The sequence below is a fragment of the Rhizobium sp. 05L419 genome, from assembly GCF_056397845.1.
In genome coordinates this window covers 1-21919 of sequence record NZ_JBFTOF010000020.1, presented here as the reverse complement: position 1 = coordinate 21919, position 21919 = coordinate 1, and the positions used below count along the sequence as shown (strand labels likewise).

General features: G+C 57.9%; 23 protein-coding genes. 12 read left to right on the top strand and 11 right to left on the bottom strand.

Going from position 1 to position 21919, the window contains the following annotated elements; genetic code table 11:
* Positions 1-5: 5 nt before the first annotated feature.
* From AC1DMK_RS22000 to AC1DMK_RS21980, 5 genes are read right to left on the bottom strand one after another with little or no spacing between them, the layout of a single operon-like run.
* Positions 6-1097 (bottom strand): lytic transglycosylase domain-containing protein, encoded by a 1092-nt coding sequence (locus AC1DMK_RS22000; RefSeq protein WP_477861988.1) that lies wholly within the window; start codon positions 1095-1097, stop codon positions 6-8.
* Positions 1094-3508 carry a VirB4 family type IV secretion/conjugal transfer ATPase gene (locus AC1DMK_RS21995; protein WP_477861986.1) on the bottom strand — a complete coding sequence of 805 codons (2415 nt, stop codon included), beginning with the start codon at positions 3506-3508 and terminating at the stop codon, positions 1094-1096. Before AC1DMK_RS21995 ends, AC1DMK_RS22000 begins: the two co-directional genes overlap by 4 nt.
* Before the next feature lie 2 nt (positions 3509-3510).
* On the bottom strand, positions 3511-3810 hold the full coding sequence (locus tag AC1DMK_RS21990; RefSeq protein WP_477861984.1) for a VirB3 family type IV secretion system protein: 300 nt from the start codon (positions 3808-3810) through the stop codon (positions 3511-3513).
* Between the two features lies 1 nt (position 3811).
* A complete protein-coding gene (locus AC1DMK_RS21985; RefSeq protein ID WP_477861983.1) occupies positions 3812-4150 on the bottom strand; it encodes a TrbC/VirB2 family protein in 339 nt (112 codons plus the stop codon).
* An 18-nt stretch (positions 4151-4168) separates the two neighbouring features.
* Positions 4169-5026 (bottom strand): lytic transglycosylase domain-containing protein, encoded by an 858-nt coding sequence (locus AC1DMK_RS21980; protein WP_477861981.1) that lies wholly within the window; start codon positions 5024-5026, stop codon positions 4169-4171.
* A 200-nt stretch (positions 5027-5226) separates the two neighbouring features.
* Between AC1DMK_RS21980 and AC1DMK_RS21975 the strand changes: the two genes are divergently transcribed.
* The 3 genes from AC1DMK_RS21975 to AC1DMK_RS21965 are packed head-to-tail and all read left to right on the top strand — an operon-like array spanning position 5227 to position 7006.
* Positions 5227-5805 carry a hypothetical protein gene (locus AC1DMK_RS21975; RefSeq protein ID WP_477862122.1) on the top strand — a complete coding sequence of 193 codons (579 nt, stop codon included), beginning with the start codon at positions 5227-5229 and terminating at the stop codon, positions 5803-5805.
* A complete protein-coding gene (locus AC1DMK_RS21970) occupies positions 5802-6332 on the top strand; it encodes a thermonuclease family protein (protein ID WP_477861979.1) in 531 nt (176 codons plus the stop codon). The genes AC1DMK_RS21975 and AC1DMK_RS21970 overlap by 4 nt, the downstream gene beginning before the upstream one ends.
* On the top strand, positions 6332-7006 hold the full coding sequence (locus AC1DMK_RS21965; protein ID WP_477861977.1) for a thermonuclease family protein: 675 nt from the start codon (positions 6332-6334) through the stop codon (positions 7004-7006). Before AC1DMK_RS21970 ends, AC1DMK_RS21965 begins: the two co-directional genes overlap by 1 nt.
* A 607-nt stretch (positions 7007-7613) precedes the next feature.
* Here the strand turns inward: AC1DMK_RS21965 and AC1DMK_RS21960 are convergent.
* Positions 7614-7769: a hypothetical protein gene (locus AC1DMK_RS21960; RefSeq protein ID WP_477861975.1), complete on the bottom strand. Its 156-nt coding sequence runs from the start codon at positions 7767-7769 to the stop codon at positions 7614-7616.
* Positions 7770-8404: 635 nt separating this feature from the next.
* Between AC1DMK_RS21960 and AC1DMK_RS21955 the strand changes: the two genes are divergently transcribed.
* A complete protein-coding gene (locus tag AC1DMK_RS21955) occupies positions 8405-8899 on the top strand; it encodes a helix-turn-helix domain-containing protein (protein WP_477861973.1) in 495 nt (164 codons plus the stop codon).
* A 100-nt stretch (positions 8900-8999) separates the two neighbouring features.
* Here AC1DMK_RS21955 and AC1DMK_RS21950 read toward each other — a convergent pair whose 3' ends face one another.
* Positions 9000-9965 (bottom strand): class I SAM-dependent methyltransferase, encoded by a 966-nt coding sequence (locus AC1DMK_RS21950; protein ID WP_477861971.1) that lies wholly within the window; start codon positions 9963-9965, stop codon positions 9000-9002.
* Between the two features lie 316 nt (positions 9966-10281).
* Between AC1DMK_RS21950 and AC1DMK_RS21945 the strand changes: the two genes are divergently transcribed.
* From AC1DMK_RS21945 to AC1DMK_RS21935, 3 genes are read left to right on the top strand one after another with little or no spacing between them, the layout of a single operon-like run.
* Entirely contained in the window at positions 10282-11028 is a 747-nt protein-coding gene (locus tag AC1DMK_RS21945) for a helix-turn-helix domain-containing protein (protein WP_477861969.1), read from the top strand.
* A 59-nt stretch (positions 11029-11087) separates the two neighbouring features.
* Positions 11088-12332, top strand: coding sequence for an MFS transporter (locus AC1DMK_RS21940; protein ID WP_477861967.1), 1245 nt, complete (start codon positions 11088-11090; stop codon positions 12330-12332).
* A complete protein-coding gene (locus AC1DMK_RS21935; protein ID WP_477861965.1) occupies positions 12308-13729 on the top strand; it encodes a hypothetical protein in 1422 nt (473 codons plus the stop codon). The genes AC1DMK_RS21940 and AC1DMK_RS21935 overlap by 25 nt, the downstream gene beginning before the upstream one ends.
* Positions 13730-13816: 87 nt before the next feature.
* Here AC1DMK_RS21935 and AC1DMK_RS21930 read toward each other — a convergent pair whose 3' ends face one another.
* Together AC1DMK_RS21930 and AC1DMK_RS21925 are read right to left on the bottom strand one after the other, a co-directional pair.
* The gene (locus AC1DMK_RS21930) at positions 13817-14269 is read right to left on the bottom strand and encodes a helix-turn-helix domain-containing protein (protein WP_477861963.1); all 453 of its coding nucleotides are present in this window, start codon (positions 14267-14269) and stop codon (positions 13817-13819) included.
* Positions 14270-14682: 413 nt separating this feature from the next.
* Positions 14683-15582 carry a HEPN domain-containing protein gene (locus AC1DMK_RS21925; RefSeq protein ID WP_477861962.1) on the bottom strand — a complete coding sequence of 300 codons (900 nt, stop codon included), beginning with the start codon at positions 15580-15582 and terminating at the stop codon, positions 14683-14685.
* A 174-nt stretch (positions 15583-15756) separates the two neighbouring features.
* Between AC1DMK_RS21925 and AC1DMK_RS21920 the strand changes: the two genes are divergently transcribed.
* Positions 15757-16788: a C45 family autoproteolytic acyltransferase/hydolase gene (locus tag AC1DMK_RS21920; protein ID WP_477861960.1), complete on the top strand. Its 1032-nt coding sequence runs from the start codon at positions 15757-15759 to the stop codon at positions 16786-16788.
* A gap of 7 nt (positions 16789-16795) precedes the next feature.
* Here AC1DMK_RS21920 and AC1DMK_RS21915 read toward each other — a convergent pair whose 3' ends face one another.
* Positions 16796-17959 carry a hypothetical protein gene (locus tag AC1DMK_RS21915; protein WP_477861958.1) on the bottom strand — a complete coding sequence of 388 codons (1164 nt, stop codon included), beginning with the start codon at positions 17957-17959 and terminating at the stop codon, positions 16796-16798.
* Between the two features lie 134 nt (positions 17960-18093).
* Between AC1DMK_RS21915 and alr the strand changes: the two genes are divergently transcribed.
* From alr to AC1DMK_RS21895, 4 genes are read left to right on the top strand one after another with little or no spacing between them, the layout of a single operon-like run.
* Complete coding sequence (gene alr, locus AC1DMK_RS21910; RefSeq protein WP_477861956.1) at positions 18094-19179, top strand: alanine racemase; 1086 nt, start codon at positions 18094-18096, stop codon at positions 19177-19179.
* The gene (locus tag AC1DMK_RS21905) at positions 19176-19616 is read left to right on the top strand and encodes an EamA family transporter (protein ID WP_477861955.1); all 441 of its coding nucleotides are present in this window, start codon (positions 19176-19178) and stop codon (positions 19614-19616) included. The genes alr and AC1DMK_RS21905 overlap by 4 nt, the downstream gene beginning before the upstream one ends.
* Positions 19617-19632: 16 nt before the next feature.
* Positions 19633-20049, top strand: coding sequence for a hypothetical protein (locus AC1DMK_RS21900; protein ID WP_477861953.1), 417 nt, complete (start codon positions 19633-19635; stop codon positions 20047-20049).
* Complete coding sequence (locus tag AC1DMK_RS21895; protein WP_477861951.1) at positions 20039-20896, top strand: TIGR01459 family HAD-type hydrolase; 858 nt, start codon at positions 20039-20041, stop codon at positions 20894-20896. Before AC1DMK_RS21900 ends, AC1DMK_RS21895 begins: the two co-directional genes overlap by 11 nt.
* Before the next feature lie 9 nt (positions 20897-20905).
* Here the strand turns inward: AC1DMK_RS21895 and AC1DMK_RS21890 are convergent, their stop codons facing one another.
* Positions 20906-21694, bottom strand: a complete 789-nt coding sequence (locus AC1DMK_RS21890) for an IclR family transcriptional regulator (protein ID WP_477861949.1) — start codon at positions 21692-21694, stop codon at positions 20906-20908.
* Positions 21695-21919 lie beyond the last annotated feature (225 nt).

Genomic DNA, 21919 nt, shown 5'->3' with positions numbered 1-21919 from the left:
TCCCTTCATTGAGGACGCAGCAGCAGCCGCACCTGATCATCGGTTTCCCGTTTCTCCACACAGGCGTTTTCCTCCTCGCTCCACACGAGGTTCTGAAGCGGATCGCACAGGCGCGTCATGTCCTGCGGTTCCTCGTCAGCGCCTGTTGGCTTTGCAGTTCGCGACGAAGCGGAAAGATTGGCGGACGAGACAGCGTTACGAGCGTTGATGAGATCGGCCATTGCGGTGCCGAGCTTGATGACATTGTTCATCATCTCGAGATTGGCGTTGCGCGCGGTGGAATTATGATCCCAGCTCTCCTGGATTGTCCCTGTCTGCATCTGTCCAAGCTGCTGATACCAGCTCGCCACGTTCGAGAAGCTCTCGCTCGTCGCTGCCGTTGTGCCCATAGCGTTGAGGGTGGACGACCGCATGCCTGTATAGGCAGTCTCGCCACCTCCGAAGTTTAGCGGTATACCCGATTTGTCCGACCCTCCGAAGGCAGGGAGCCATTGCTGAGTGATCGAGGCGACGTACCCTTGTGTTTCCTTGAAGGGCGGAATGCCGCCATATTTATTCACATTGCCGGGGCCGGAGTTGTAGGCGGCGAGCGCCAGAGACACGTTCCCGCCGTAGCGTACCAACTGCCTTTTGTAGTAGCGGGCGCCGCCACGAAGATTCTGCTCGATGTTGTTCTCGTTGACGCCGAGCTGAGCTGCCGTAGCGGGCATAAGCTGGGCGAGACCGGTCGCACCGGCGGGAGATTTGGCGCAGGGGTTGAAACGGCTTTCCTGGTAGACAAGAGCAAGAAACTGGTTTTCGTCGACGCCGTCCTCCCGCGCAACACGCCGGACGAGGCCGGCGATCTCCGAATTGGTTCGCGCAGCACCGACTGGATCACTTCTTCTGCCTGCCCGGTACATCGAGCAGGTCACTGATGTGTCAATCGTATGGCGGTCGTGATCCAGCTTCTCGATATCGCTCGTAGCCTTGTCCCTTTTCTGGGCCTCATCGAGATTGGTATTGTCGACGACCGGCACGTCGGCTCGCGCGGACCCGGCATCCATACCGGCGAGCAGGAGTGGGGCCACAAGGACGGGGAAGGCGGCGGTTTTCATGAGCCGTCCTCCCATCCGCAGAATTTTGCTAGCCAGGCTGTMGGATCATCGCCGAGTGTCTCGCGCAGCCGTTCGCACTCCTCAATTGTTTCCTTCCGGCCCGAGAGCACCTTGATCAGATCGGGCATCGACGAGAGATCGAGGCGTGCGATCACGCTGTCATTGCCATGCTTGATCAGGAAGGCTCGCTTCTCAGGCGGCGCATTGCGGATGAAGTTGAATTCCTTCACCGTCAAGCCGAAACGGTGGATGTAGCTTTCCTCGTCGGCTCGCGGATTGGGGAAATGGATGTTCGTCGCCGACTGCTCGATGAGCGTATGGGCGGCCGGCGAGCTGGCGATATCGGCAGCAGATTGCGTTCCAAAGCCGACGATGCCATTGAGTTTTCGGATCGTCTTCATCTTGTCGATGATAAAGTCGCTGAAGAGCGGATCACGCAGGAGACGCCAGCCCTCATCCATGAAAATCATCGCCGGCGTGCCGTCGAACACCTCGTCCAGACGATGGTAGATGTACATCAGTGCCGGCGTGCGCACCTCGTCATTGTCGAGGATGCTGGTCATATCGAAGCCGAAGGCCGAGCGTCCTGAGAACGAGAGCACGTCGTGAGGCGCATTGAACAACCACGCCTTCTCGCCTTCGATCCACGGCCGAAGCCTGGCATGAAGGTCGTTGGGATCGGCGCGCGATCGGCCGGCCAGCAGGCCGGCGAGATTGACAAGATTGCGCTCGGCAACCGGCTCCTGCATCAGTCTCACGATTGCCCGTTCGAGAGTGTCTTCCTCGTGCCTGTCGAACGCGCTGCCATCGCCGCGACGAAGCATGGCTTTTAGGAGTCTCAGCAGAAAATCACGATTTTCGCCGCTATTATCGAGCTGAAGGGGGTTGAAGCCAGTCGGCGTGCCCGGCGTCAGAACCTCGTATGCGCCGTTTATCGCCCGGATAAAGATTTCACCACCCCTGTCCTTGTCGAAGAAAATAGCGCGCGGGCTCGGCCGCACACGAAACGCCTGCGCAAGCAGGAAGGTCAGGGCCACTGTTTTTCCGGAACCCGTCGGACCTGTGACGAGGAAATGGCCGATATCGCGCTGGTGAAAATTGAACCAGTATGGCGTCTGGCTTGTCGTTTCGAGAATGGTGATCGGGCTATCCCAGTGGAGACGCTCGCGTTGCCCAGACGCGAAATTGTGCATCGACGACAGGCCGGAGAAATTGGCGCTCGACAGCATCGCTTTGCGGGCAATGTAGGCGTGATTTCCTGGCAATTGCGCCCAGAAGGACGCCTCCATGTTGAGGTCTTCGCGCAGCCAGTTGATATTCATGTCTGTCAGGCAGGCGCCCAGCTCGGAGACAGCCTTATTGACGCCGTCAAGATCTCGCGACAGGCAGAGTAGGGAGAGGTGGTGGAAGCCGAAGTTTGCTTCCTGGTTCAGAAGGCTGTTGAGTGCGTAGTCAATGTCGTTTTCGACATCGCTGCCGGCCTCGTCCGAGGCGCCGATCTGGCGTTTCAGGCGACTGATGCGCTCCTGAGCGATCGGCTTGTCGGCGATCGTGAACGACTGGGTTAAAATGAACTCGTGATTGACCTGCAGCAAGCCGTCGAGCATGCCGGGACCGGTGAACGGCGGGTACTCCTTGATCGAGAGCAATGCCCCGTAACGATTGTCGTCTGGAACCGCGCCCTGGGCCTGCAAGGTTCTCCGCGAAAAATGCAACCGGGAGGTACCGATATAGTTGGAAATTCCCATTCGCGGCAGGCGCATATTGCGCGGCACGCCGCATGTGAGGATCATGTTGAGAAACCCACACGGCTCGGAATAGGGCTCCTTCTTCCGATAGGCGATCCCGAGCGTCCTGGCGCCATATTTTGCGAGGTCCCGGACAAGGTTGTCGGTCAGTTCCTCGAGCTCTGTCGTTGCCTCGCGAAGCTGTTCGTCTTCCGCACCACGCCCGGCAACTCTGTCGAGAAGCCGACGAACGCTGTCACCCGCTCCGAGCGCGCCGCGCATTCCCGACCGGAGGATCGTGAGGTAAATGTCGTTGCTGAAGAGGCGCTTTTTGCCGAGCGCTTCCATGTAGCGTCGGTCAAGGACCTCGCAAAAGGGATCGGCGAATTCTCCGTCCAAGATGCTGTCGACCTGCCGACGTATCACTGTCGACCACAATGAAAACCGGCTGGATCCGAGCGCCCGGATCATGGTGTTCTGGACGACAGAACGCATATTGAGTTCGGCCTGGTCCTCCGTCTGGAAGAATAGACCGTCTAGTTTCAAGACAGTCATCAGCGCGCCGTTTTCGAGACGGATGACGGCATCGGCGACATGCCGTCGATACGGGACATGACTTGCCATTGGCCGCTCGCTACGACCGGCGGATCCAAAGCCGAGCTCCTCGCGGATTACCTTCAACATCGTCACGGCCCGTAGGAGTTGGCGCCCCAGAAGGTCTTGTTCGGCGTCCGCGGTGTAAGCCGTGTTGCGACCTGCAGGACGTCGAGAATCCGGGAATCCCAGGCGCAGAGAGTGAAAAGCGTCATATAGGTGACCGGGGCGGTCAGAAATGACCAGATCGTGTTTGAGGCGAGCCAGACAATGATCGTGGCACCGACGATGATCACGCCCGCCATATAGGGGACCCCCCAAAGCGTCGGCGAGCGGGTCAAGCCGATGATGAGCGGTGTAAGAGAGGGTTGTTCGGGGTTCTCGATGGTCATGTCAGGACCCCACGATCGAGATCAAAGCGTCGACGATGCCCGGCCCGCCGAAAACGAAGCCGATGCCGACCGCGACACCTCCGGCGAGAAACCAGCTCAAACGGCCGACCCATGCAAGAAAGCCGAGAGACATGACGGCGATGATGGCGCAAAGCCTGCCAAACGGCCCGGTTATGAAATCGACGACTGCCTGAAAAATCGCTTGGAGAGGAGCGAATGCCTGGCCCAGCTCTTGTGCGAAAGCGACCTCTGCGAGGGCTACTTGCAAGACAACAAGCGTGGCGACGGTAAGAAGCAAGCGGCGGTGATTGTGACCAGATAATCGGGACGAATTTGTCATGTCCTTGTCTCCTTCATGTCAAAACTTCATGACGCCGCCGACGAAGCGGCCGGCTGAGGCGGCGCCGACGACGCCGCTGCTTTCCGACAGTTGTCTGGATTTGCGTTGCGTCGTTTGGTCGCCGGCTGGCCGCAACCCGAGCTGAAAATTCAGGATTTCGGCGAGGTAGTTGATGGTCTCCGCATAAGGGGGGACGCCGGCATGATCACGGACGGCCTGGGGGCCGGCATTGTATGCGGCAGCGGCCAGCAGTGGATTGCCGAACTCATCGAGAAGCGCTCGTAAGTAGCGTACCCCGCCATCGATGTTGGACGCGGGATCGCAGACATCAGTGACCCCGAGATCGCTTGCCGCGTCGGGCATCAGCTGCATCGGTCCACGCGCGCCCTTTGGACTGTTACGGACGCGGTCGAAACGGCTTTCGGCCCAGGCCACGGCAGATGCGAATTCAGGCACCACGCCATGACGGGTCGCTGCGTCCTCAACGAGGCGGGCGATTTGATCTGGAGCCAGCGGAGAAAGCAGGCATGCCTCGCCGTAGGGCATGTTCCTTGTTTTGATATCTGTTCCGCTTGCCACAAGCGACATGAAAGGTGGAGCCGCGTTCTCGATGCTTAGGCTTGAAAGGTCACTAATATTGTTCTGCATGTTCGCTTGTGCGATAGACACCGCAACGCCGTTTGGATCGTGATGGAATGATGCAGGTGTTCGGGAGATCTCTGCGAGCATCGGGCTTTTGACTTCGATGCGCGCGCTACCGGGGTCGTGATGAAATCGAATAAAATAAGATAAATCATTACTATATGCCGAAGCCTGATCATAAATCGGCACGATCACGCAGGCGGCAAGCAACGGAGTTCTGAACCGGTGATACATCGCTGATCCGCCTCTTAACCGCGTTTCGCAGTCGACATAAGCAGTCGATTTGCGGTTGCAGAAAGTTACCTATTGCGATAACTCGTACATCAAAGAATTTGAGTCGAAAAGAGGGAATCGTCATCGACGTTGAGAATGATGAGATACTAAGCATGGGTATGCGACGTTTTTTAAGAATTGCTGGATGGTGTTTGTCTGCGATGCTGATCGCAGGCTCGGCGTGCGGCGCTGGCTCTGTGAATAAGGACTATGTCCGGTCACTGGCGGCGCCCGGAAAGACGGTGCTCGTCATCGAGTATTATGACGGAAGCCGAACCGCGGTATCTCGCAAAGGCTATTCGTCTGCCGAGGGCTTTAAGGCGGTCTCGCCGACGAACTTCACGGTCAATGGCAAGGTGTCGCTACACCTTTACGGCCTCGAACCTTGCCGCGGTGACATGGTCAATCGGCTGGAAGGTTTTGCAGGAACCTGCCAGGACTACGCGCGTGAGCAGCTCTCCATCAAGCTCAAGGCCGCCAAGGTGATCTTCTGCCGCGCTTTCGTGACGGAGGAAAGGGCTGCGACGCGGGATGTGACGTGTTTCGGCTACTACAATTATCCGGGGACGCTCGACACCGTCGACAACATAGAGGAGCAGCTCGTTTCCGTCGGCGCACTCAGACTTGCCCGCAACACGGACGGCAGCCCTCTTCGAAACGATCTGGCGGAAGCGGAAGAGATCGGGCGAGAGGGATTTGGAATGTGGGCGGATTCTCGTGTGATGGGGCAGGTGAAATGAGATTTCTAAAATTGCTTGTTCCGGTCGCGTTCATCACCTGCCAAATGACGGCGATGGCGGCCGACTACGAGCCTTTGACGACTGGCATCACATTGGAGACAGGGGACAGTTGGATTGATCGCGGAAAGCGCAATCGCCTCTATGGCGTCCAGTCTTGCCTGCGCGGTACCTTCTTCACCAATCGATCCGGCGAAAGGAGAGACTGCGGTGAGGCCTCGATGGCCGTTTTGGCGGCCTTCATCAGGGATACCGAACCGCAATGCGCACCGGTTGCCGTAGTCGACAACACACGGTTCGTGATGTGTTTTGGGCGGGTGGGAAAGGATCGGCTGGATCTTGCCACTGCACTCATTACCGAGGGCTACGCCTTTGCGGCCCTGAATTCGAGCGGACTTCCGATACATCCACCCTACGCCGTTGCGGAACAGCAAGCGAGAGCTCGGAAGACTGGGCTTTGGCAATTCTCGGATGTTCCGCATGCGGCACTGCTTCTTAGCCAGGCCGCCAGAAGCCTGGAGGGCCGGTAATGCTGTCAAAATTCGTCTTGAGCCTTTCGCTGACTTTAACCCCTGGAGTGGCAAAGGCTGCAGATCCCGTGGATGGTTCTTTTTCCACTGTTCCAGCGGACGCCGGATTTTATCGGACGATAATTGGCGTTGCCACGCCGATTGATGGACGAACGCTCTGGTTCCCGACCCATGGGAAATCCGTGCAACTGGACGGCGTGGATAGTTGCGACATGCCACAGTGGGCTTTCGATCCGAAAAAACCGAGGAATGTCTCGACTCTTGCCTTCGCACCTGTGCCATGCGGTGCCATGGCCAAAGCCTGGCTGAAGCGTGCAATAGGATCACGGACGGTGTTGTGTGACATCAGCCGATCGTTCGGTGCAACGCTCGTTGGCCGATGCTCGGCGGGTAGCCGGGATTTGGGTCTTGAAATACTGCGTGTTGGTTGGGCACGTCTGGCTCCTGGCTTCTCTCGCATCGACTACCTCAACGTTGAGCGAAATGCGATCGTGGCCCGCTATGGGATCTGGGGCACCTATGTGCTCGACATGAGAGAGTGGCGGGCGAACGCAGTCGATCGGACTCTTGATCGCCGGCCGATCGCCGACATCAACCTGCTGAAAACGCGCAAGGCCGAAATCACGCCGCCTTTTGCCGACGCACGGCGCACGCCGGCCAGAACGGATCGGTAATCAAGCTTTGTCAGGAGCCTTCGATGAGACGCTTTGTCATCGTACTTTGTGCCATTTGTTGCCTCGCCTGGCACGCTCAAGAGGAGGCGCGAGCGAGCGAGTGGGGTTGCGAGGTGCTGTTGTGCGCAGCGTCAGACAATCCATCCTGGCATTCGATTGCCAGTTGCCGCCGACCCATGGAGAAACTAATTGGCGCCATGAAGCGGCCTGGCTTCTCATGGCCGACATGCCCTGAAGGCGGAGCTGGAAAGCCGAGCTACGAGAGATACGCCGAATGCCCGGCTGGCTGGACGGCATCATCTGGTACAGACAACCGCAACGGCGGCGGATCTGCGGATCTGTCGCGATGCCGCCGCGTTGTCGACGAGTGCGGGCAGGGACGCCGGGGTCGCTGGCAGGTCGGACCCAATTCCGGCGATCGTCTCACGCGATTCTTTAGCGACCACAATTCTTGCCGCTCTACCGAATTGATGGCCCGGCCACTTCGCGACGAACCCTACTATTTCGACATTCGTGACGATGCGAAGACGATATCACAGCGCTACTACTTCAGTCTCAACAGATAGCTCTTCGCAGGACCGTTGGCTGGAAGGGCGAAGGCCGCGTTTCAACGTCGTCGGTAGGGGATCGGCTGTGTCGGGTCAGGGAACAACTGGGTGACGGGAATTCGCGTGGTCTGTGCGATACGCTCCAGCGGGCCGATGCCGAGATTGATCTGCTTGCGTTCAAGCTGGGAATCGTACCGGCTCGAGACCTGCTTCAAGCGCCTTTCTGTGAAATCCCACGCAAGGCTCTTAGTTTACGCGCGTTCCAGGCCAGCAAATCACGAATGGTCATCTGCCAAGTACCGAATTAAATAACTGGCAATTCCATAGAAATTGGAATTGCTCTGTTGTGTTCATCGCGACAAGAAAGGCCGGCCCCCCGAAGATGTCAGGTGAGCAGAATGTCCTCCAATGACTCCAACAAGTTGAAGCCTAACAGATCGCTTCCTAGAGCGGACGAAACGATGAGCGTCATTGCGAAGAACCGGCGCCTTTCGTCGTTGGATTCCATTTCGTGGCAGCACTGCACGAGTTCATCGACAATTCGCTTTGCCTTTTCGACGGCTCGCCGGCGTTCGATCACTGCCAAGCCTGCGACTTGCGGAGCGGTTGCTTCCTTTCCGACTGCGAGGAATTGCGCAAGAAGCAACTCGAAGCGTTCCGTGCTTTTGTCATGGCGTTCAGTCACTTATTCTGCCCTGTCTGAACCCGATTTGCGCGCCTTGGCAACTGGATGTCGTCGAGCCAAGCGCCTCAGGCCCCGTGCCGTCTTCCAATTCTCCTAAGAGGGGATTTGCCTTCATCGGCGCTTCGGGTGATATACGTTTCAAAATGAAGCGCCAGAGCAATTGACATGACCTCAAAAACAGAAAACTACCTGAAAACCGCCGGCCTCGTTGAGGTGCGCGATCCCGAGATTGAAAACCCGATTTGTCGGAGCCCCGCTTACCAGGGCATCACAGAATTCGGAAAAATGGATGAAAAAATCGGCGAAGCGTTGCGGCTAGCGCGCGAGGCCCGTGACCTTACTCGGCCCGACTTTGTGCCTCTACTTGGCCTCACTCCCCAGGTTTATGGTCGCTATGAGCGTGGGGAAGCCAAGATGCATGTGACCCGGCTCGTTCACTTGAGTGAACTCCTCAGGTTTTCGCCACTCGATCTGCTCTATGCAGCCGCTCCGCACCTGTGGGGAGGGTCGGAGGAAGAGGCAAACACGCGCCATCGCCTAATGAAATACATTGAAGAACTCCCTTTGGAAAAAGTGAAGTTGATGTCCGAAATCGCTAAAGCGTTTGCGGCCCTGCAACCCGCGGATCAAACAAACGAGGCGGGCGACGAGACAACGTGACATCGTTGCGAAGCGACATGTGACCAGTTCGCCGGTTTGCCTTCCTGTGGTTTGGTAACGAAAGAGGCGACTGCTGACCCGAGGTCGAAAGGCCGGTTGCCTAAAGCCTGCGGGGCAGATCCTCGTATATGTATTCATCTGGCAGGGCGGGTTTGCAAAGCTTGTCCATAAAACAGTTCATGCTATCGGCGGAGTTGCTGGCCGCAATGGTGTAGAAATTACCGCTGTTCCAAACGACGTTGCTGTGCTGGAACTGAGCATTGAGGACCCTGGCCATCTCGCTGAGCGTAACTTCGTTTTCGTTCATGCGCGTGAGCACACGATCGTGTTTGGCGCGGATGTCGTCGTAGGCAAAGAAGCGGGCCTTGAATCCGAAATCTTTCTGATGCTCTCGACGTCGATATTCTTGTTCGTCTGTCTGTTTGAATTTTTCAACGAACAAGAAAATTCCGTCTGGCTTCAGGTGTTGACAAACGAACTTGACCTGTTGCTCCCGATTTGGCGAGTACATCTGAAAGGTCGTATCCTCGAGGATGATATCAAAGCCATCTGCAAAGGGTCTCAGATGTTTTGTGGTGCGGATAAGGTTTGGTGTCAGGTGGTGAAATGGTCCATGAAAAAAGGTAGCATGGGGCGGGACGCCATATGCGTGGAAAGCACGCAGGTTTTCTATGTTTGGGCTGCATGATAAAGACGAGAGGCACCCGCCGCCAAGCTCGGATATTGTCCTCGCCATCGTGCCTTCCGCTGTACCGAGCGAGTAGAAAGCGAGCTGATTGCGTTCGACTTGCGCGTACCGCAAGATCGCGCAGCCTAGTCTGCACTCTTCCTCGAAACGGTAAGGAATGCTGCAGAGGTAGTGCTGGTCGAATGGCCCTTGACGCTGCTGGTGCAAATTCAGAAACTGTCTGAAGGTCGCATGATCTGGCAACATTCGCCGATCAACTTTGGGACGTCGCGAGGGCGCGCCCGATAGGCCGGCTGCTGTCGAGGCAAAAAAGCTCGACAGAGCATTCAAGCGCGGAGCGCTTTCACATTCATCAATAAAGGCACGAAGATTGTGCATGTGTGATCGTCCTCGATGCGTTCCCGGACGCACAATTGCGAATCCTCGCGGACCGCTCATTCAGGATTTTGATGACGTTTCAGGATCTTGACGAAAAGTTCGCGCGGGGGTAGCTGTTTTGCCAGAAGCAACTTGAGGTGATAAAGGATGAGGATAAGGTGTTGTCGGACCGGAGGCTGAGACGATGCGTGGTTGTGTCAAACCCGATCACATAAAGTCGTCGGAATCGGAGACTGTCCTTCACAGATATGGTCAGTGGCCCGGTATCCGAGCAGACCTGGTCCGGCGGGTCGGTCTGAAACGACAAGAGATTGACGTGTCGGCAGACCAACATTCCATTTTTTTGAACATCGAGGGCTCAGCAACTTCTGGAGAAAACTACATTGACGGCAACCGCACGGTTTTCGTCAGGCGTCCCGAAGGATCGCTGACTTACGTCCCGCCCGGCCGTACCTGGAGTGGTTGGGACGATGGTGATTCGACCGCTTCATATCTCTTTGTCTCCGTGCAGCGACACTTTGCGCGAAACCTCTTTGAAGAATTTACCGAAGCTTCCACGCTTCAGCCGGAGCTCGGGTTTCGCGATCTTGCAATCCAGTTTGCCGCGCGAAAGATCGCTTCGGAACTGGCTCAAAGCGACCGGGCGAGCGGCCTGCTGGTTGAAGGCTACCTCACCACAATATTCGGGCTGATGCTTCGCCGTTCACAGCTACCTCAAAAGACTTTGAAAGGCGGCTTGTCACCCATGGTCCTGAAGAAGATCATCCGCCGCATCGAGGAAGAACCAACCGAGAAACTGACGCTCACAGATCTTTCGCAAGAGTTCGGAATGAGCACTGCCCATCTCTGCCGTGCCTTCAAGCAGTCGACGGGCGTGTCGCCGCACGCTTTTTTAAACAGCCGGCGGATCGAGTGCGCCAGCAATCTCTTGCGAACGACGTCCTATTCAATAACGCAGATTGCCCTGATGTGCGGCTATTCCAGCGGGAGCCATCTTTCCACAAATTTCCTCCGTGAACTCGGCGTTCCGCCAGCGGTGTATCGTTCCGCCTGGTCAAAATAGATGCAGCTCCAAAATTAACATCAATTTCCTGAAAGCCGACGAACTGCCACGCAAGTAGCATGCGAAGTTCAGCATCCTCTCATAGGCGCGACTTCATGGCTTTCTATCGGGTACAACGTTCCCTTTCTTACCTTTGTTGCTTGGGCGCAGCGGCTGCCGGGCGAAACGCGTATTTCGTAACGGTCGCTTGGATCGTCGTTGACGCCAGTCGGAACCCCGGTCTCTTGGCGCTCTTGCTTGCAGCCGGCAGTGCTGCTGAGATTCTAACCACGAATTTCGGTGGCTCTATCGCGGATCGGTTCGATCGCCGCCTGATATGTTTGATATGCGATGCGCTGAGATCGGCAATCATTGCCGCAACAATTTTCGGCATGGCTCATGCCAATCCCATTTACGTGGTCGCTCTTTCATGGGTGACGTTCTGCGTCATAGACCGCACCCACCAGACCTCAATGCAAGCGATGCTCCCCTGCATGATCGAGGGCGGGAAAGGTCTGATGGCTTTCAACTCGATTTCCTATATCGCCATGCAGGCAGGCAACCTGCTTGCCGTGCTGGCAACTGGTGCCGTCATCGTCGCTACACCACAACAATATGGCCTCACCGTCTCGCTCTTGTGCTTCGCACTGTCGTTTCTGGCGATGGCGGCAAATCATCATAGGCCCGCGCGGAGCTCGGAGACACTTGGCCACTCTCGCGTTCGAATGGTGGATGTCCTGCCCACAACCTTGCCTTCGGGACGGTTGATGGAGAGTGTTGCGGTCTACGCACTGATTTACGCGATGGGAATGCTAGCCAATGTTCTAGCGGCAGCACTTGCAATCCAGCAGCTAGACGGCACCGCACTTCAATTTTCATATCTCGAAGCAGGTTGGGCAGCGGGTTCGGTGGGTGGATGCGTGCTACTGATCTTCTTCGCGCCGCGCAGACGGCTGACGCTTCCGTTGTTGCTCTCAGGTTTTGTCCTGCTCAGCTTTTTCATGGTGCAGGACTTAACGGCGAGCATCATACAGATGACCATTCTGGGAATCACATACAATGTCGCGAGGATTGTCATAGACGTCCAAGCTCAGAAGGCTGTTGGTTCCGATAAACTTGGTCGAGCCCGCAGTCAGATCCAGACGTTGTGCACGTGTGGCGGCTTGGCGGTTTACGGCCTTGTGGCGCTCATCGGCTCTACCCTCCAGCCGTCTACAGTCTTCGGGTCGTTCGGTATCGTTATGATGGCGGCGGCGATTTTGACCATCTACAGAAATTCCTTGCGGAGAGCGGCGGCGCCATGGCGACCGCGCCCAAGCCGATGAAACGGCCATCGACATCGTTGCTCAATGGAGATGAGGCGCTGACCTTGGTCCTCGATCTCTTCCCTTGGGCCAGGGAATTTCGATCTGCTCCAGTGCGGGAATATGCGGCCTGTGTGTTTGATGCTGCAAGCCCCGCTTCGTCAAGCGGAGTTCGAGAGCATGCTAAATCGTTGCTTGCTTCATGGATCCAGCAATGTGCGAACAGGCAAGGATTTGACGCAGATCGTTCCGATCGCTTTGCGACAGAGATTGTCGGAAATTCCGTCCTGCAGACGGCGGGCCAACTCCGACTATTGCTGGAGCCACAGATCTTTTATGATCATGTGTTCAGCCTCCTCGGGCTCAAGGCTCGCGACAGTCATTCCTACATCCATTATTCCCGTTCGGCGGCTCGTCTTGTTGACCCGTCCCGCCACGGTCCGGGGTTTCTGACGGTAAGCGGGCATGCCGTCAACTTGTTCGGCTTGAGAAGCAATGAAATGTCGTCTCGTATGTTGACACGAGAAGCGGGCGGCTATCGGTTTCAGTTGAAGAATGCTGGCCAATCTGGAGTTGACCGGACGTCTCTCGTGCGCCTTGCCAGCGAGCTTCCCTCAGGTGAGTTCCCGTCGCCCGCCCGCGCCATTCGGCACGCGAATGCAGGTCTTTGGCGGCTGATGGCCCCGGGAACGGATTTGTTGCAGCTCGACGACAGTGATGTCGGTGACCTTGTCACCATGCACCTCAGTGATAAGCGCTCGTGGTTGTGCAATGAGCTCTTTGCAAACGCCGCCTTGGCATCAGAGATCCAAACGTCCGTCGAGCGGCTCGAGAACACCCCTTGGCGTGGCTTCCTGGCCAACGACACCTACTTCTTTTGGGGCTTCATTGATGGCCAAATATATCCGTTGCATCTTGAAGGCGGCAACCTTACTTCTGGCAGCGAGGGCGCGATTCATCTGCCCTTTACTCCCTTTGCCATCGCTGATGGATTGCTTAACGGGATACTAATCCCGGGTCCCGTGACCAACTTCCTTGTGCTTGCGATGTTGCCAGGAGTCCGTTTGCTCGGCGACTTACGTTACGCTGTCTGTTTGGCCTTGATGCGATACGCACTTTGCATCGCGCTAACGAAAGAGGGAGGGGATCTCGCCTTGCTGCGCGACCTTATTCGTGACGAACGGCCGTGCGCCTGGGGAAACGGTGTTATCGCAATGTCGCGCGAGCCACTCTCGATCCTGCTTCAGAATCGGAAACGCGGCGTAGTCGATTTTGTTGACCGGGTGGGCAACATAAGCCTGCAGAGCGCGGGTGGACCCCTGCTTGGCGTTACAACTGACCCACGTTTAGCCACTTTAGCACGCTCGTTCGGGCCGGGATTCCTAAATCGTAAGATCGGTCCATGGTCATTTTCATAGCCGGTGGCATCGAACTGCCTGGAAAGTAGGAAGAACCGTGAGGGCTCACGCAAACCCCGTGGCGGCGATCCGGCGCAAGGAGCGAGGTCAGTTTTCGTTTCCAAACGTAACCATCATTGAGATGAACTTTGGCCTCATTTTCCTGGGTACGGCCATGAACGCATCGACAAGTCGTTGGCCTTCCTCAGTTGCCACAAACTCGTCTCTGATGGATGCCTTTCTGTCCAACTCGCTTGTGTCGAAGGCGCGGGCCTTGCTTAGTTTTTCGAAAAAAGAAGAAATCGGCACACCCAGGGCATTCGCAATTTCGTACAGTATTGATGAGCTGACCCTGTTCGAGCCGCGCTCGTATTTTTGAATTTGCTGAAACGAGACGCCTACCGCAGCGCCCAACGCGGTCTGTGACATCCTTAAAAGCTGCCTGCGCCTTTTGATGCTTTTACCGACTTCAACGTCAATGCGGTGCTGCTGGCCGGCCGCGTCTTTGGTCGCGGGTCCCGCGTTCAGTTCACTTCCTTCAATCGTGTCGTTGTTTTGCATGAAGCGCTCCCGCATGCCAGCTAGGCTGGTCATTGAAAGCCGGGGAGTTCGAAAAGCCGTCGACTGGCAGCCCCCGTGGACTTTAGCGCGAACGCCTCTTGCATACTCCACGGGCTCCCCGACCCGTAAAGGTCACGAAGAAGTCGCTTATAAAAGCAAATGTCGAATGGGGTTTCGACGCCCCAAGACGGTGGTCCGTCTCAGCATCGAACCTATCAAGACGCTGCTGATTTGCAACCGAAATTTGTTACGGGCGTGGGATTCTCGTGGTGTGGCGCAGCGATGAAAGCCGGGGATCGACATGGTCATCTTGAGGGGACTTGCCACCCTGGCGAACGTACTTGGCTTGCTAGCCCTTCTTCAACATTCGCTTGAATTTGGTTGGGCGCCACAATCTGATCAAGGCGCCAGGTTCAAGATGATCCCGTGAGCCGCGCACCGCATACGCTGGCAACAATTGCCTGCAGCGCAGTCACCTGCTGAACCACCCAGGAGAGCTCGTCATCGGTTATGGAGTATTGCGCGGAGTAGCGCGCTTCGACGTAGGCGCGGTCAATGCTGTTGAAGCAGCGACGAGCAAATTTGGTGTCGCGTGGCCACGCATCGATCAAACGGGAATCTGTGCGCTCGGCGTGGGAGCGTAGAACCGACAGCCGGTGCGACTTCGGGCTGTAGAGCGTCACGACCTGAAGGACGCAATGGTAAAGTCGCTCTATAGTCTGATGGAGGAGGAACGCGGCCTCGTTGCGAAAACCATCGTTGATCGCCACCTTGGCCAGCTTCAGAAATCGATTCGCACTGGGATACCATTGATCGAAGTTGCGCTGGGCCTCCCCGCGGGCTTCTTCAGGAGAGAGTTGCCGCGGCGATGCAAGCGGATGTCCCGGCGAATCGTAAATCGCGATGCCGTCGCGAGCAATGTCGACGAAAAACGGACGGCCTTTCGCAAGCTGGTCGTTCACGTCATGAAGAGAATGGACGATGAAATTGACCGGCGTCTGCAAATGCTTGGTAATCGTCAGCTCGCGCACGAAACGCTCTGAGGCACTCTCCCAATAGTCGGAGGTCTCGGCTGCCGAGTGAGAATTGACGACGATCAGCAGGTCATAGTCGGAGCGGTAGCCGCTCTTGCGGTCCTCGACCCATCCCCCGCGGGCATGCGAGCCGAAGAGGACGATCTTCAGGATGCGGGCGCTCTTCAGTTCATCTTTGGGCTTGGACTTTCGTGCCGCCTCGAATTCCTCAAAAAGGATCCGTGCGACTTCCGCCAGTTCTTCCTGCTTGCGTGGTGGCAGGTGTTCGAGACCATCCATTTCTGTCATTCCATCCATTCATCCCCGGCGGCCTTGGCAGCCTTACAGCTGGACCTTACGCCAAGGCGACGCCACGCTGCATTGAAGTTTGGCACAATCCACACGAGCAATCACTAGATCAATAAGAATATCCACAATATGGATATTTGTAGCTTAAATCTCTCCGGACGCCCTATGAGCCTAGACCAGATACCGATCATCACACTCCGGGGCTCGCCAAAAGAGCGCGGACGCCAACATGGTAGGCAGCTGCGCGCGTTGATCCTGGCGGCGTTTGCCGACTTGCGTCGATCGAACGATGGTGCAAGTTGGAATCGTGCTCGTTCTCGCGCGGTTGCCTGCCTCGATAGACTCTCTGTCGTTGCTGCGGATCTCGTCGCGGAGCTTGATGGCATCGCCGACGCGACAGAGCTGTCCACGCTTGACGTTTGTCTGCTCTCGGCTTTCGAATTTTTTGCCGAGGGCAGGACCGGATGCACGTCGGCCGGACTGGCGCGCCGTGACGGTGCGATCGTTGCCCAGAACTGGGATGCCCCGGCCGGCACTGAACGCCACCTTGCGGTTTTCGTCCACGAAGTTCTGGACCGGCATCTTGTTATCGTCGCCTCGGCAGGCACCCTGGGCTGGGTTGGCATGAATGGGCATGGCCTTGCCTTCGTCAACAACGACCTCATGCTTGACACGTCGCAGGACGGTCTGCCGAGCCTCGTGATCCGGCGAATGATGCTGGAGCAGACTAGCGTCGACGGCGCGATCGCCGTTCTGCGCGCCCATCCCCATATGTGCGGCCGCTGCTTTCTGGTTGGTGACGCAACAGGTTGTTTGAGGATGGCCGAAGTGGGGCCTTCTGCCGGCGTTACCGATCGCGCTGTCCGTACCGTCGTACATACAAACCATCCGCTCTTTCCAAAGCCTGCCATGTGGGAGGACATCGAGGCAGTTGCCCGCGTCTACCCCTCGAGCCGCTCTCGTTTGCGGGCTGCGCGCCGGTTCTCCTTGGCTGATATCGACGACGTCGCAGCATTGCTTCAAGATCGTTCCGGCGCACCTGATGCTATCTGCAAATCGCCCTCGGCCCGCGAGGCGACGGGGACTGCCTTCTCGGTCATTTTCGACTGTCGCCGGCGAGAGGCCAGGGTCGCGATCGGCCGGCCGGACCAGGCCGGCTACCGGCGTATCAGAATGCTGCACCCGGCAGGTGCCTAGAACGCGTTCAGCTCGCCCTTGCATCCGGCATTCCATTGTCGCGGGCAAACTGCGCAAAGTGTGCCGCCAGTTCCTCGGCACGCGCCTCGCATTCCTGAGGCCGGTAGGCCTGGAGGTTGTAGCCAAGCACCTCGCGCAAAACGCCGGCAGCCGCGTCGGTAAAGCGCACCGTGCCGTCGTCGTCAACGCTCTCGATCCCGTCGTAGCGCTGGCAATCACGGTTGATGGCAATCGCATCGTCGAGACTGAGTTTGGCTGGAAGGTCGACCAGCAGGCCGTCAGGAGAAATTCTCACCGGATATCCACCAACCAGGCCGAGCGGGCCGGGGGCGTGGACGACGTCTCCCGAACGTCGTGCAAGCGCCAAAAGCATGGCAGTGGCCGACGAGGCCGTCACCGACTGCCCCGCGAGACCTTTCACCCGGCGAAACCGTCCCGCAATTAGAGAGAAGAGCGCGCCGTGATCGATCTCCTCGCGCGGCACTTCCAGCCCGTTCGCATAGACCGTCAGATGATAGGGCGCGCCATCCGTTCCCCCAGTGCTCGGCATCCGGTAGCTGAGATAGTGATGCGCGAAGAACCGGATCTCGATCGATGCCGGCGGCAGCGCCAGCATGTGGGCGGCAGCAAGCCGGATGCCCGGGACCGCATTGGCAATGTTGCCGATGCCAACGGCGGGCGCCAGTCCTTCGGCGGCAAGCGAAGCATTGACCACATCGGGATAGGACGCATTGACGACGACCGCGCTCAAATTCGCCAGCCGGATAGCCTTCATCAGTCTACGGATGAGTACCTGGTGCATCGGCGTCCAGATGCCGCCGCGCGCTTCATCGAGGCGCTTGAATGCGTCCGGTGGAAGCTTCGTGATCACCCACCAGCTGTGCATCGTCGTGGCGTTGAAGACAATGTCGGGTTTGACCTGTAAGAGCCGCTCGGCCGTTGCTTCGACGTTCATGAGGTCAATTGGCACGATGTCGACGGGCGGCGAGAAGCCGAGATTCATTGCGGTGTAACGCGCCAGATTAACGCGATGTAGGGCCTTGTCAGCATTGCGGGCACCGACGGTAATGTCGATATCCGCGCCGCTCTGCAGCAGGAAGTCGAGAACGTCCCCTCCGAGAACGCCTTGGCCGAGAATAAAGATCTTCTTTCGGTGCTCCGTCCTTGCCATCAGTCAATCTCCTTTTGCTCGCATAGCGGATATGTGGCGAAGTACGCATCCAGTGATTGCATCATGCATAAACTCGTTGTAGATTGCAACTGAAAGATACACCTCGATTTATCCGCTATCATGGGTAGTTATCGATGCGCGCGCTCAAACCCGTCCTTTCCGTCGACTTGACGGCGATTCAAACCAATTTCGCGGTCATCCGGTCGCTAGTAGGGCCGGCTGTGGTTGTCAGCGCGGTCGTCAAGAGCGACGCCTATGGACTGGGTCTTGATCATATTGTCGGACCTCTGTGGGATGCCGGTTGCGAAAGCTTCTTTGTCGCGGGTCTTGAGGAGGCAATGCGAGCGCGCCGACATCTGGCGCAAGCGGAGGTCCATGTTCTTGGGGGCCTGCGCGCGGGCAGCATCGAGGCTTACCGGCGAAACCGTCTCAAACCGGTCTGCAACTCATTGGCTGAGGTTGCCGCGGCATCCTCAGACGCGATGCCCTATGCGCTCAATCTCGAAACGGGCTTTGGGCGTCTTGGCCTGCAGTATGAAGAGGTTCGCGCGCTCGTTCACTCCGAGCTGCAGCCGCCGGAATTGGTCATGAGCCATCTTGCCTGTGCCGATGATGCTGCAAACCCGCGCAACCGGCTGCAGAAGGACCGCTTTGTCGGTATGTGCGCCATGCTGGCGCCTTCCACAGCCCGCAGTCTGGCGGCCTCGGCAGGTGTCTCGCTTGGTGCCGACTATCATTTCGACAGGGTGCGCATTGGCTCGGCACTATATGGCCTCAACAATGCCGGCCTCGATCCAAACCCGTTCACACCGGTTATCCGGCTCAGCGCCCGGCTGATTGACATCCGAAAAATCCTTCGTGGCGAGCCCGTAGGCTATATGGGCACCTTCAGCGCAGATCGACCGACTTCTCTCGGCATTGTCGCTATCGGCTATGGGCACGGTCTCCCTTGGCAGGTTGCCAACCGCCTGTCGGCTGAGTTTGCCGGCTGTTGTGTGCCGGTGATCGGGCGAGTGTCGATGGAATATTGCGCAATAGACCTGACCGACGTACCGGCCGAGCTCGCTCGTATCGGCACCTGGGTGGATTTTCTCAGCACGACGGCGCCTGCAGAAGGCCTGGCGCGGTCGGCAGCGACCGTCGCTCAGGAAATCCTCATCCGCACGGGCGCGTCATGCACCCGCCGATACCGCGTCACGACTTCCGGAGAACGCGAATGAGCATGCGACAGCGGGCCCAGGTCTATTTGCTCATGTCGGCGGTGTTTTTCAGCACGGCAGGGCTGTTCATGGGTCTGATCGAGGTCGGCGTCTGGGCGATCGTCTTCTGGCGCAGTCTCTTTGCCCTCGTCTTTACCGGCGCACTCATGCTCTTCACGCCCCACCGCGGCTTTGTGAAGCTCGATCGAGCCGGCCTTGCCGCGTCCATGCTGTCGGCGGCCGCGATGCTCGCCTTTATTCCGGCGCTGCGCCTAACCTCCGTCGCCAACGTAGCGGTGATACACGGCTCCTTGCCCTTGCTGACGGCACTGCTTGCGCGGTTCACGATCAAAGAGCGTATTTCCGTGGCCATTGCGTGCCAAAGCGGGGTGGCAGGGTTCGGTGCTGCCGTCATCTTTTTTTGGCTCGGCATCATCAGGGCCGCGTCTTGCGGGTGACGGTCTCGCGCTTCTGATGACCGCCCTCATGGCACTGGTGACGATCGCTTTCCGTCAATCGCACTCATCGAGCCTCCTTCTGGTGGCCCTTTCCAACGGCTTCACCGCGCTTGCGGGCGCAACGCTTGCCCCATCACTTGAGGTCTCCGCCGGCGAGGGCGCTGTTCTTGCTTGTTTTGCCTTTGTGCAGATGACGCTCGGACTTTTTTGCTTTGCGACAGGATCACGCGCACTTTCGCCTGCCGAAACAGCGCTGATCTCGCTCGCCGAAGTGCCGCTGTCGGCCCTGTGGGTTTGGCTCACCTTTTCCCAGGTGCCAGCAGCCGAAACCATTGCCGGAGCGGCAATCATTCTGACCGCCGTTCTTGCTTACCTGGCAGCGCCGCTCCAGCAGCGCAGCCGCAATTTGAGGGAGCGATCCGATGCAGACTGACCGATTGCCGAAAGAGCAGACGCTGAAGGACATAGCGGTGCCTTTTCGGGGTGTCGTACTCGACATCTACGGTGTCATCCATGACGGGGCGGCTCTTAACGAACCGGTTCAAGAGGCGCTCAGCAGAATGTGTGCGGCTGGCATGCGTGTCTGCTTGTTATCCAATTCGCCGCGGCGCGCAGCGGCGGTCGCATCCAGCCTCTCCGAAATGGGCCTCGGACCCGACCTCTATCACGGCTTGATCACCTCGGGCGAAATGGTCCATGCGGCGCTTAGCGGCACCGTGCGGACTGGCGGTGTGCCTGATGGCAGCCGCTATCTGCATGTCGGACCACCCGAACTGGCCGGGCTTTTGGATGGCCTGGCGCGCCACCAGGTCGCGGAGGCGGCAGACGCCGATTTTGTCCTGGCGACCGGCGATGTAGAGGAGGGCGATCTTTTGCTGCAACGGGCGCAACTCATGCGTTTGCCCATGATCTGTGCCAACCCCGACCTTGAGGTGATCATCGCGGGTGAAAGGATCCGCTGCGCCGGATCGCTTGCCGCCCGCTACGAAGCGATCGGCGGCAGGGTCATTCGCTTCGGCAAGCCGGAACCGTTTTCCTATGTCAAAGCACTGCGGGTTCTCGACCTGCCGGCAACGCAAGTGATTGCGATCGGCGATAGTCTTGCAACCGACATATTCGGCGCCAGTCGGGCCGGCATCCGGTCCGCACTGGTCCTGACTGGGATTCATCACGCCGAGGCCTATTCGAACGGCGAGCCCAATTTAGAAGCCCTGGCTGCGCTCTACGAGCAGTACCAAGCCGTGCCAGACTTCCTCTTGCGCAGGCTTTCATGGAGCTAAACCAGACCGTTATGGTTCCGCGAGCGGATTGAGCTGCTCCTCGATCGCGCGAACCTCCTTTGTCAGCAGGCTGAAAAGTTCAGGGATCCGCTCGGCCGTCAGCCTGGGGCTGGTGAGATTGATTGCGATCGAGGCGATCGCATCGCGGCCGGGCGGCAGGATCGGCACAGCGATGGAGGAGATGCCTGCGACAAGTTCCCCGTGGTCGATCGCATATCCCTGCTCGCGGATCCTCTCGAGCAGGTCCTTGATCTTACGCGACGTTAAGGTGCCGAATTTCCTGTAGAGCAGCGCATTCGTATCGAGGATCACGTCGGCTTCGGCGGGCGGAAGAAACGCGAGAATGGCCTGGCTTGCCGGCCCGATGCCCATCGGGATCTGTCCGCCAATATGACCGGTCAGGCTGTCGATGACATAGGTTCCCTGCTGACGATCGACGCAGACGGTGTTGAAGCCGGCCCGCGCCATCAGGAACACCGAGTCGCTTGTCGAAGCCGCAAGCCGAAGCAGCGCGGGGCGGGCAAGCTGGCGAAGTCCTGTTCCGTCGGCGGCCGACGCACCCATCGCAAAGAGCGCAAGTCCCAGCCGGTAGCGCTTCGTTTCCCGCTCGCGATCAACGAAGCCATGGCGCTCAAGAGCGGTGACGATACGATGGACCGTCGGCTGCTTCAGGCCCAAGACTTCGCCGATGGTCGCCATAGACGCACCGCCCTGGCCGGCGTCGCCGAGATATTTCAAGATACCGACAGCCCTGTCGAGCAGCTGAGTTCCTGTTGCTGCGATCTCGTCCTTCGCCATGCCTGCCCCCAAATCCGAGTTCGAGGGGATTCCTTATACATCCGGACAGTATTGTAAACGTCTAGGCGGAATTGCTCCAGGGCAATCGGGTGAGTTAACGGGTGACAATTGGCTTGCGAGCTGAATCTGTCGAGATCGTCTGATTCTTTAAAGGGCGATCTGGATGAACGATTTAGCGTGCGCTGCCGGCGCTTTGGCCGAGACGGTTGTATTTCTGAAACATTT

Coding starts and splice junctions, on each gene's coding strand:
- AC1DMK_RS22000 (WP_477861988.1), bottom strand. CDS start 1,097: ATGAAAACCGCCGCCTTCCCCGTCCTTGTGGCCCCACTCCTGCTCGCC.
- AC1DMK_RS21990 (WP_477861984.1), bottom strand. CDS start 3,810: ATGACCATCGAGAACCCCGAACAACCCTCTCTTACACCGCTCATCATC.
- AC1DMK_RS21985 (WP_477861983.1), bottom strand. CDS start 4,150: ATGACAAATTCGTCCCGATTATCTGGTCACAATCACCGCCGCTTGCTT.
- AC1DMK_RS21980 (WP_477861981.1), bottom strand. CDS start 5,026: ATGTATCACCGGTTCAGAACTCCGTTGCTTGCCGCCTGCGTGATCGTG.
- AC1DMK_RS21975 (WP_477862122.1), top strand. CDS start 5,227: ATGCTGATCGCAGGCTCGGCGTGCGGCGCTGGCTCTGTGAATAAGGAC.
- AC1DMK_RS21970 (WP_477861979.1), top strand. CDS start 5,802: ATGAGATTTCTAAAATTGCTTGTTCCGGTCGCGTTCATCACCTGCCAA.
- AC1DMK_RS21965 (WP_477861977.1), top strand. CDS start 6,332: ATGCTGTCAAAATTCGTCTTGAGCCTTTCGCTGACTTTAACCCCTGGA.
- AC1DMK_RS21955 (WP_477861973.1), top strand. CDS start 8,405: ATGACCTCAAAAACAGAAAACTACCTGAAAACCGCCGGCCTCGTTGAG.
- AC1DMK_RS21950 (WP_477861971.1), bottom strand. CDS start 9,965: ATGCACAATCTTCGTGCCTTTATTGATGAATGTGAAAGCGCTCCGCGC.
- AC1DMK_RS21940 (WP_477861967.1), top strand. CDS start 11,088: ATGCGAAGTTCAGCATCCTCTCATAGGCGCGACTTCATGGCTTTCTAT.
- AC1DMK_RS21935 (WP_477861965.1), top strand. CDS start 12,308: ATGGCGACCGCGCCCAAGCCGATGAAACGGCCATCGACATCGTTGCTC.
- AC1DMK_RS21930 (WP_477861963.1), bottom strand. CDS start 14,269: ATGCAAAACAACGACACGATTGAAGGAAGTGAACTGAACGCGGGACCC.
- AC1DMK_RS21925 (WP_477861962.1), bottom strand. CDS start 15,582: ATGGATGGTCTCGAACACCTGCCACCACGCAAGCAGGAAGAACTGGCG.
- AC1DMK_RS21920 (WP_477861960.1), top strand. CDS start 15,757: ATGAGCCTAGACCAGATACCGATCATCACACTCCGGGGCTCGCCAAAA.
- AC1DMK_RS21915 (WP_477861958.1), bottom strand. CDS start 17,959: ATGGCAAGGACGGAGCACCGAAAGAAGATCTTTATTCTCGGCCAAGGC.
- alr (WP_477861956.1), top strand. CDS start 18,094: ATGCGCGCGCTCAAACCCGTCCTTTCCGTCGACTTGACGGCGATTCAA.
- AC1DMK_RS21905 (WP_477861955.1), top strand. CDS start 19,176: ATGAGCATGCGACAGCGGGCCCAGGTCTATTTGCTCATGTCGGCGGTG.
- AC1DMK_RS21900 (WP_477861953.1), top strand. CDS start 19,633: ATGACCGCCCTCATGGCACTGGTGACGATCGCTTTCCGTCAATCGCAC.
- AC1DMK_RS21895 (WP_477861951.1), top strand. CDS start 20,039: ATGCAGACTGACCGATTGCCGAAAGAGCAGACGCTGAAGGACATAGCG.
- AC1DMK_RS21890 (WP_477861949.1), bottom strand. CDS start 21,694: ATGGCGAAGGACGAGATCGCAGCAACAGGAACTCAGCTGCTCGACAGG.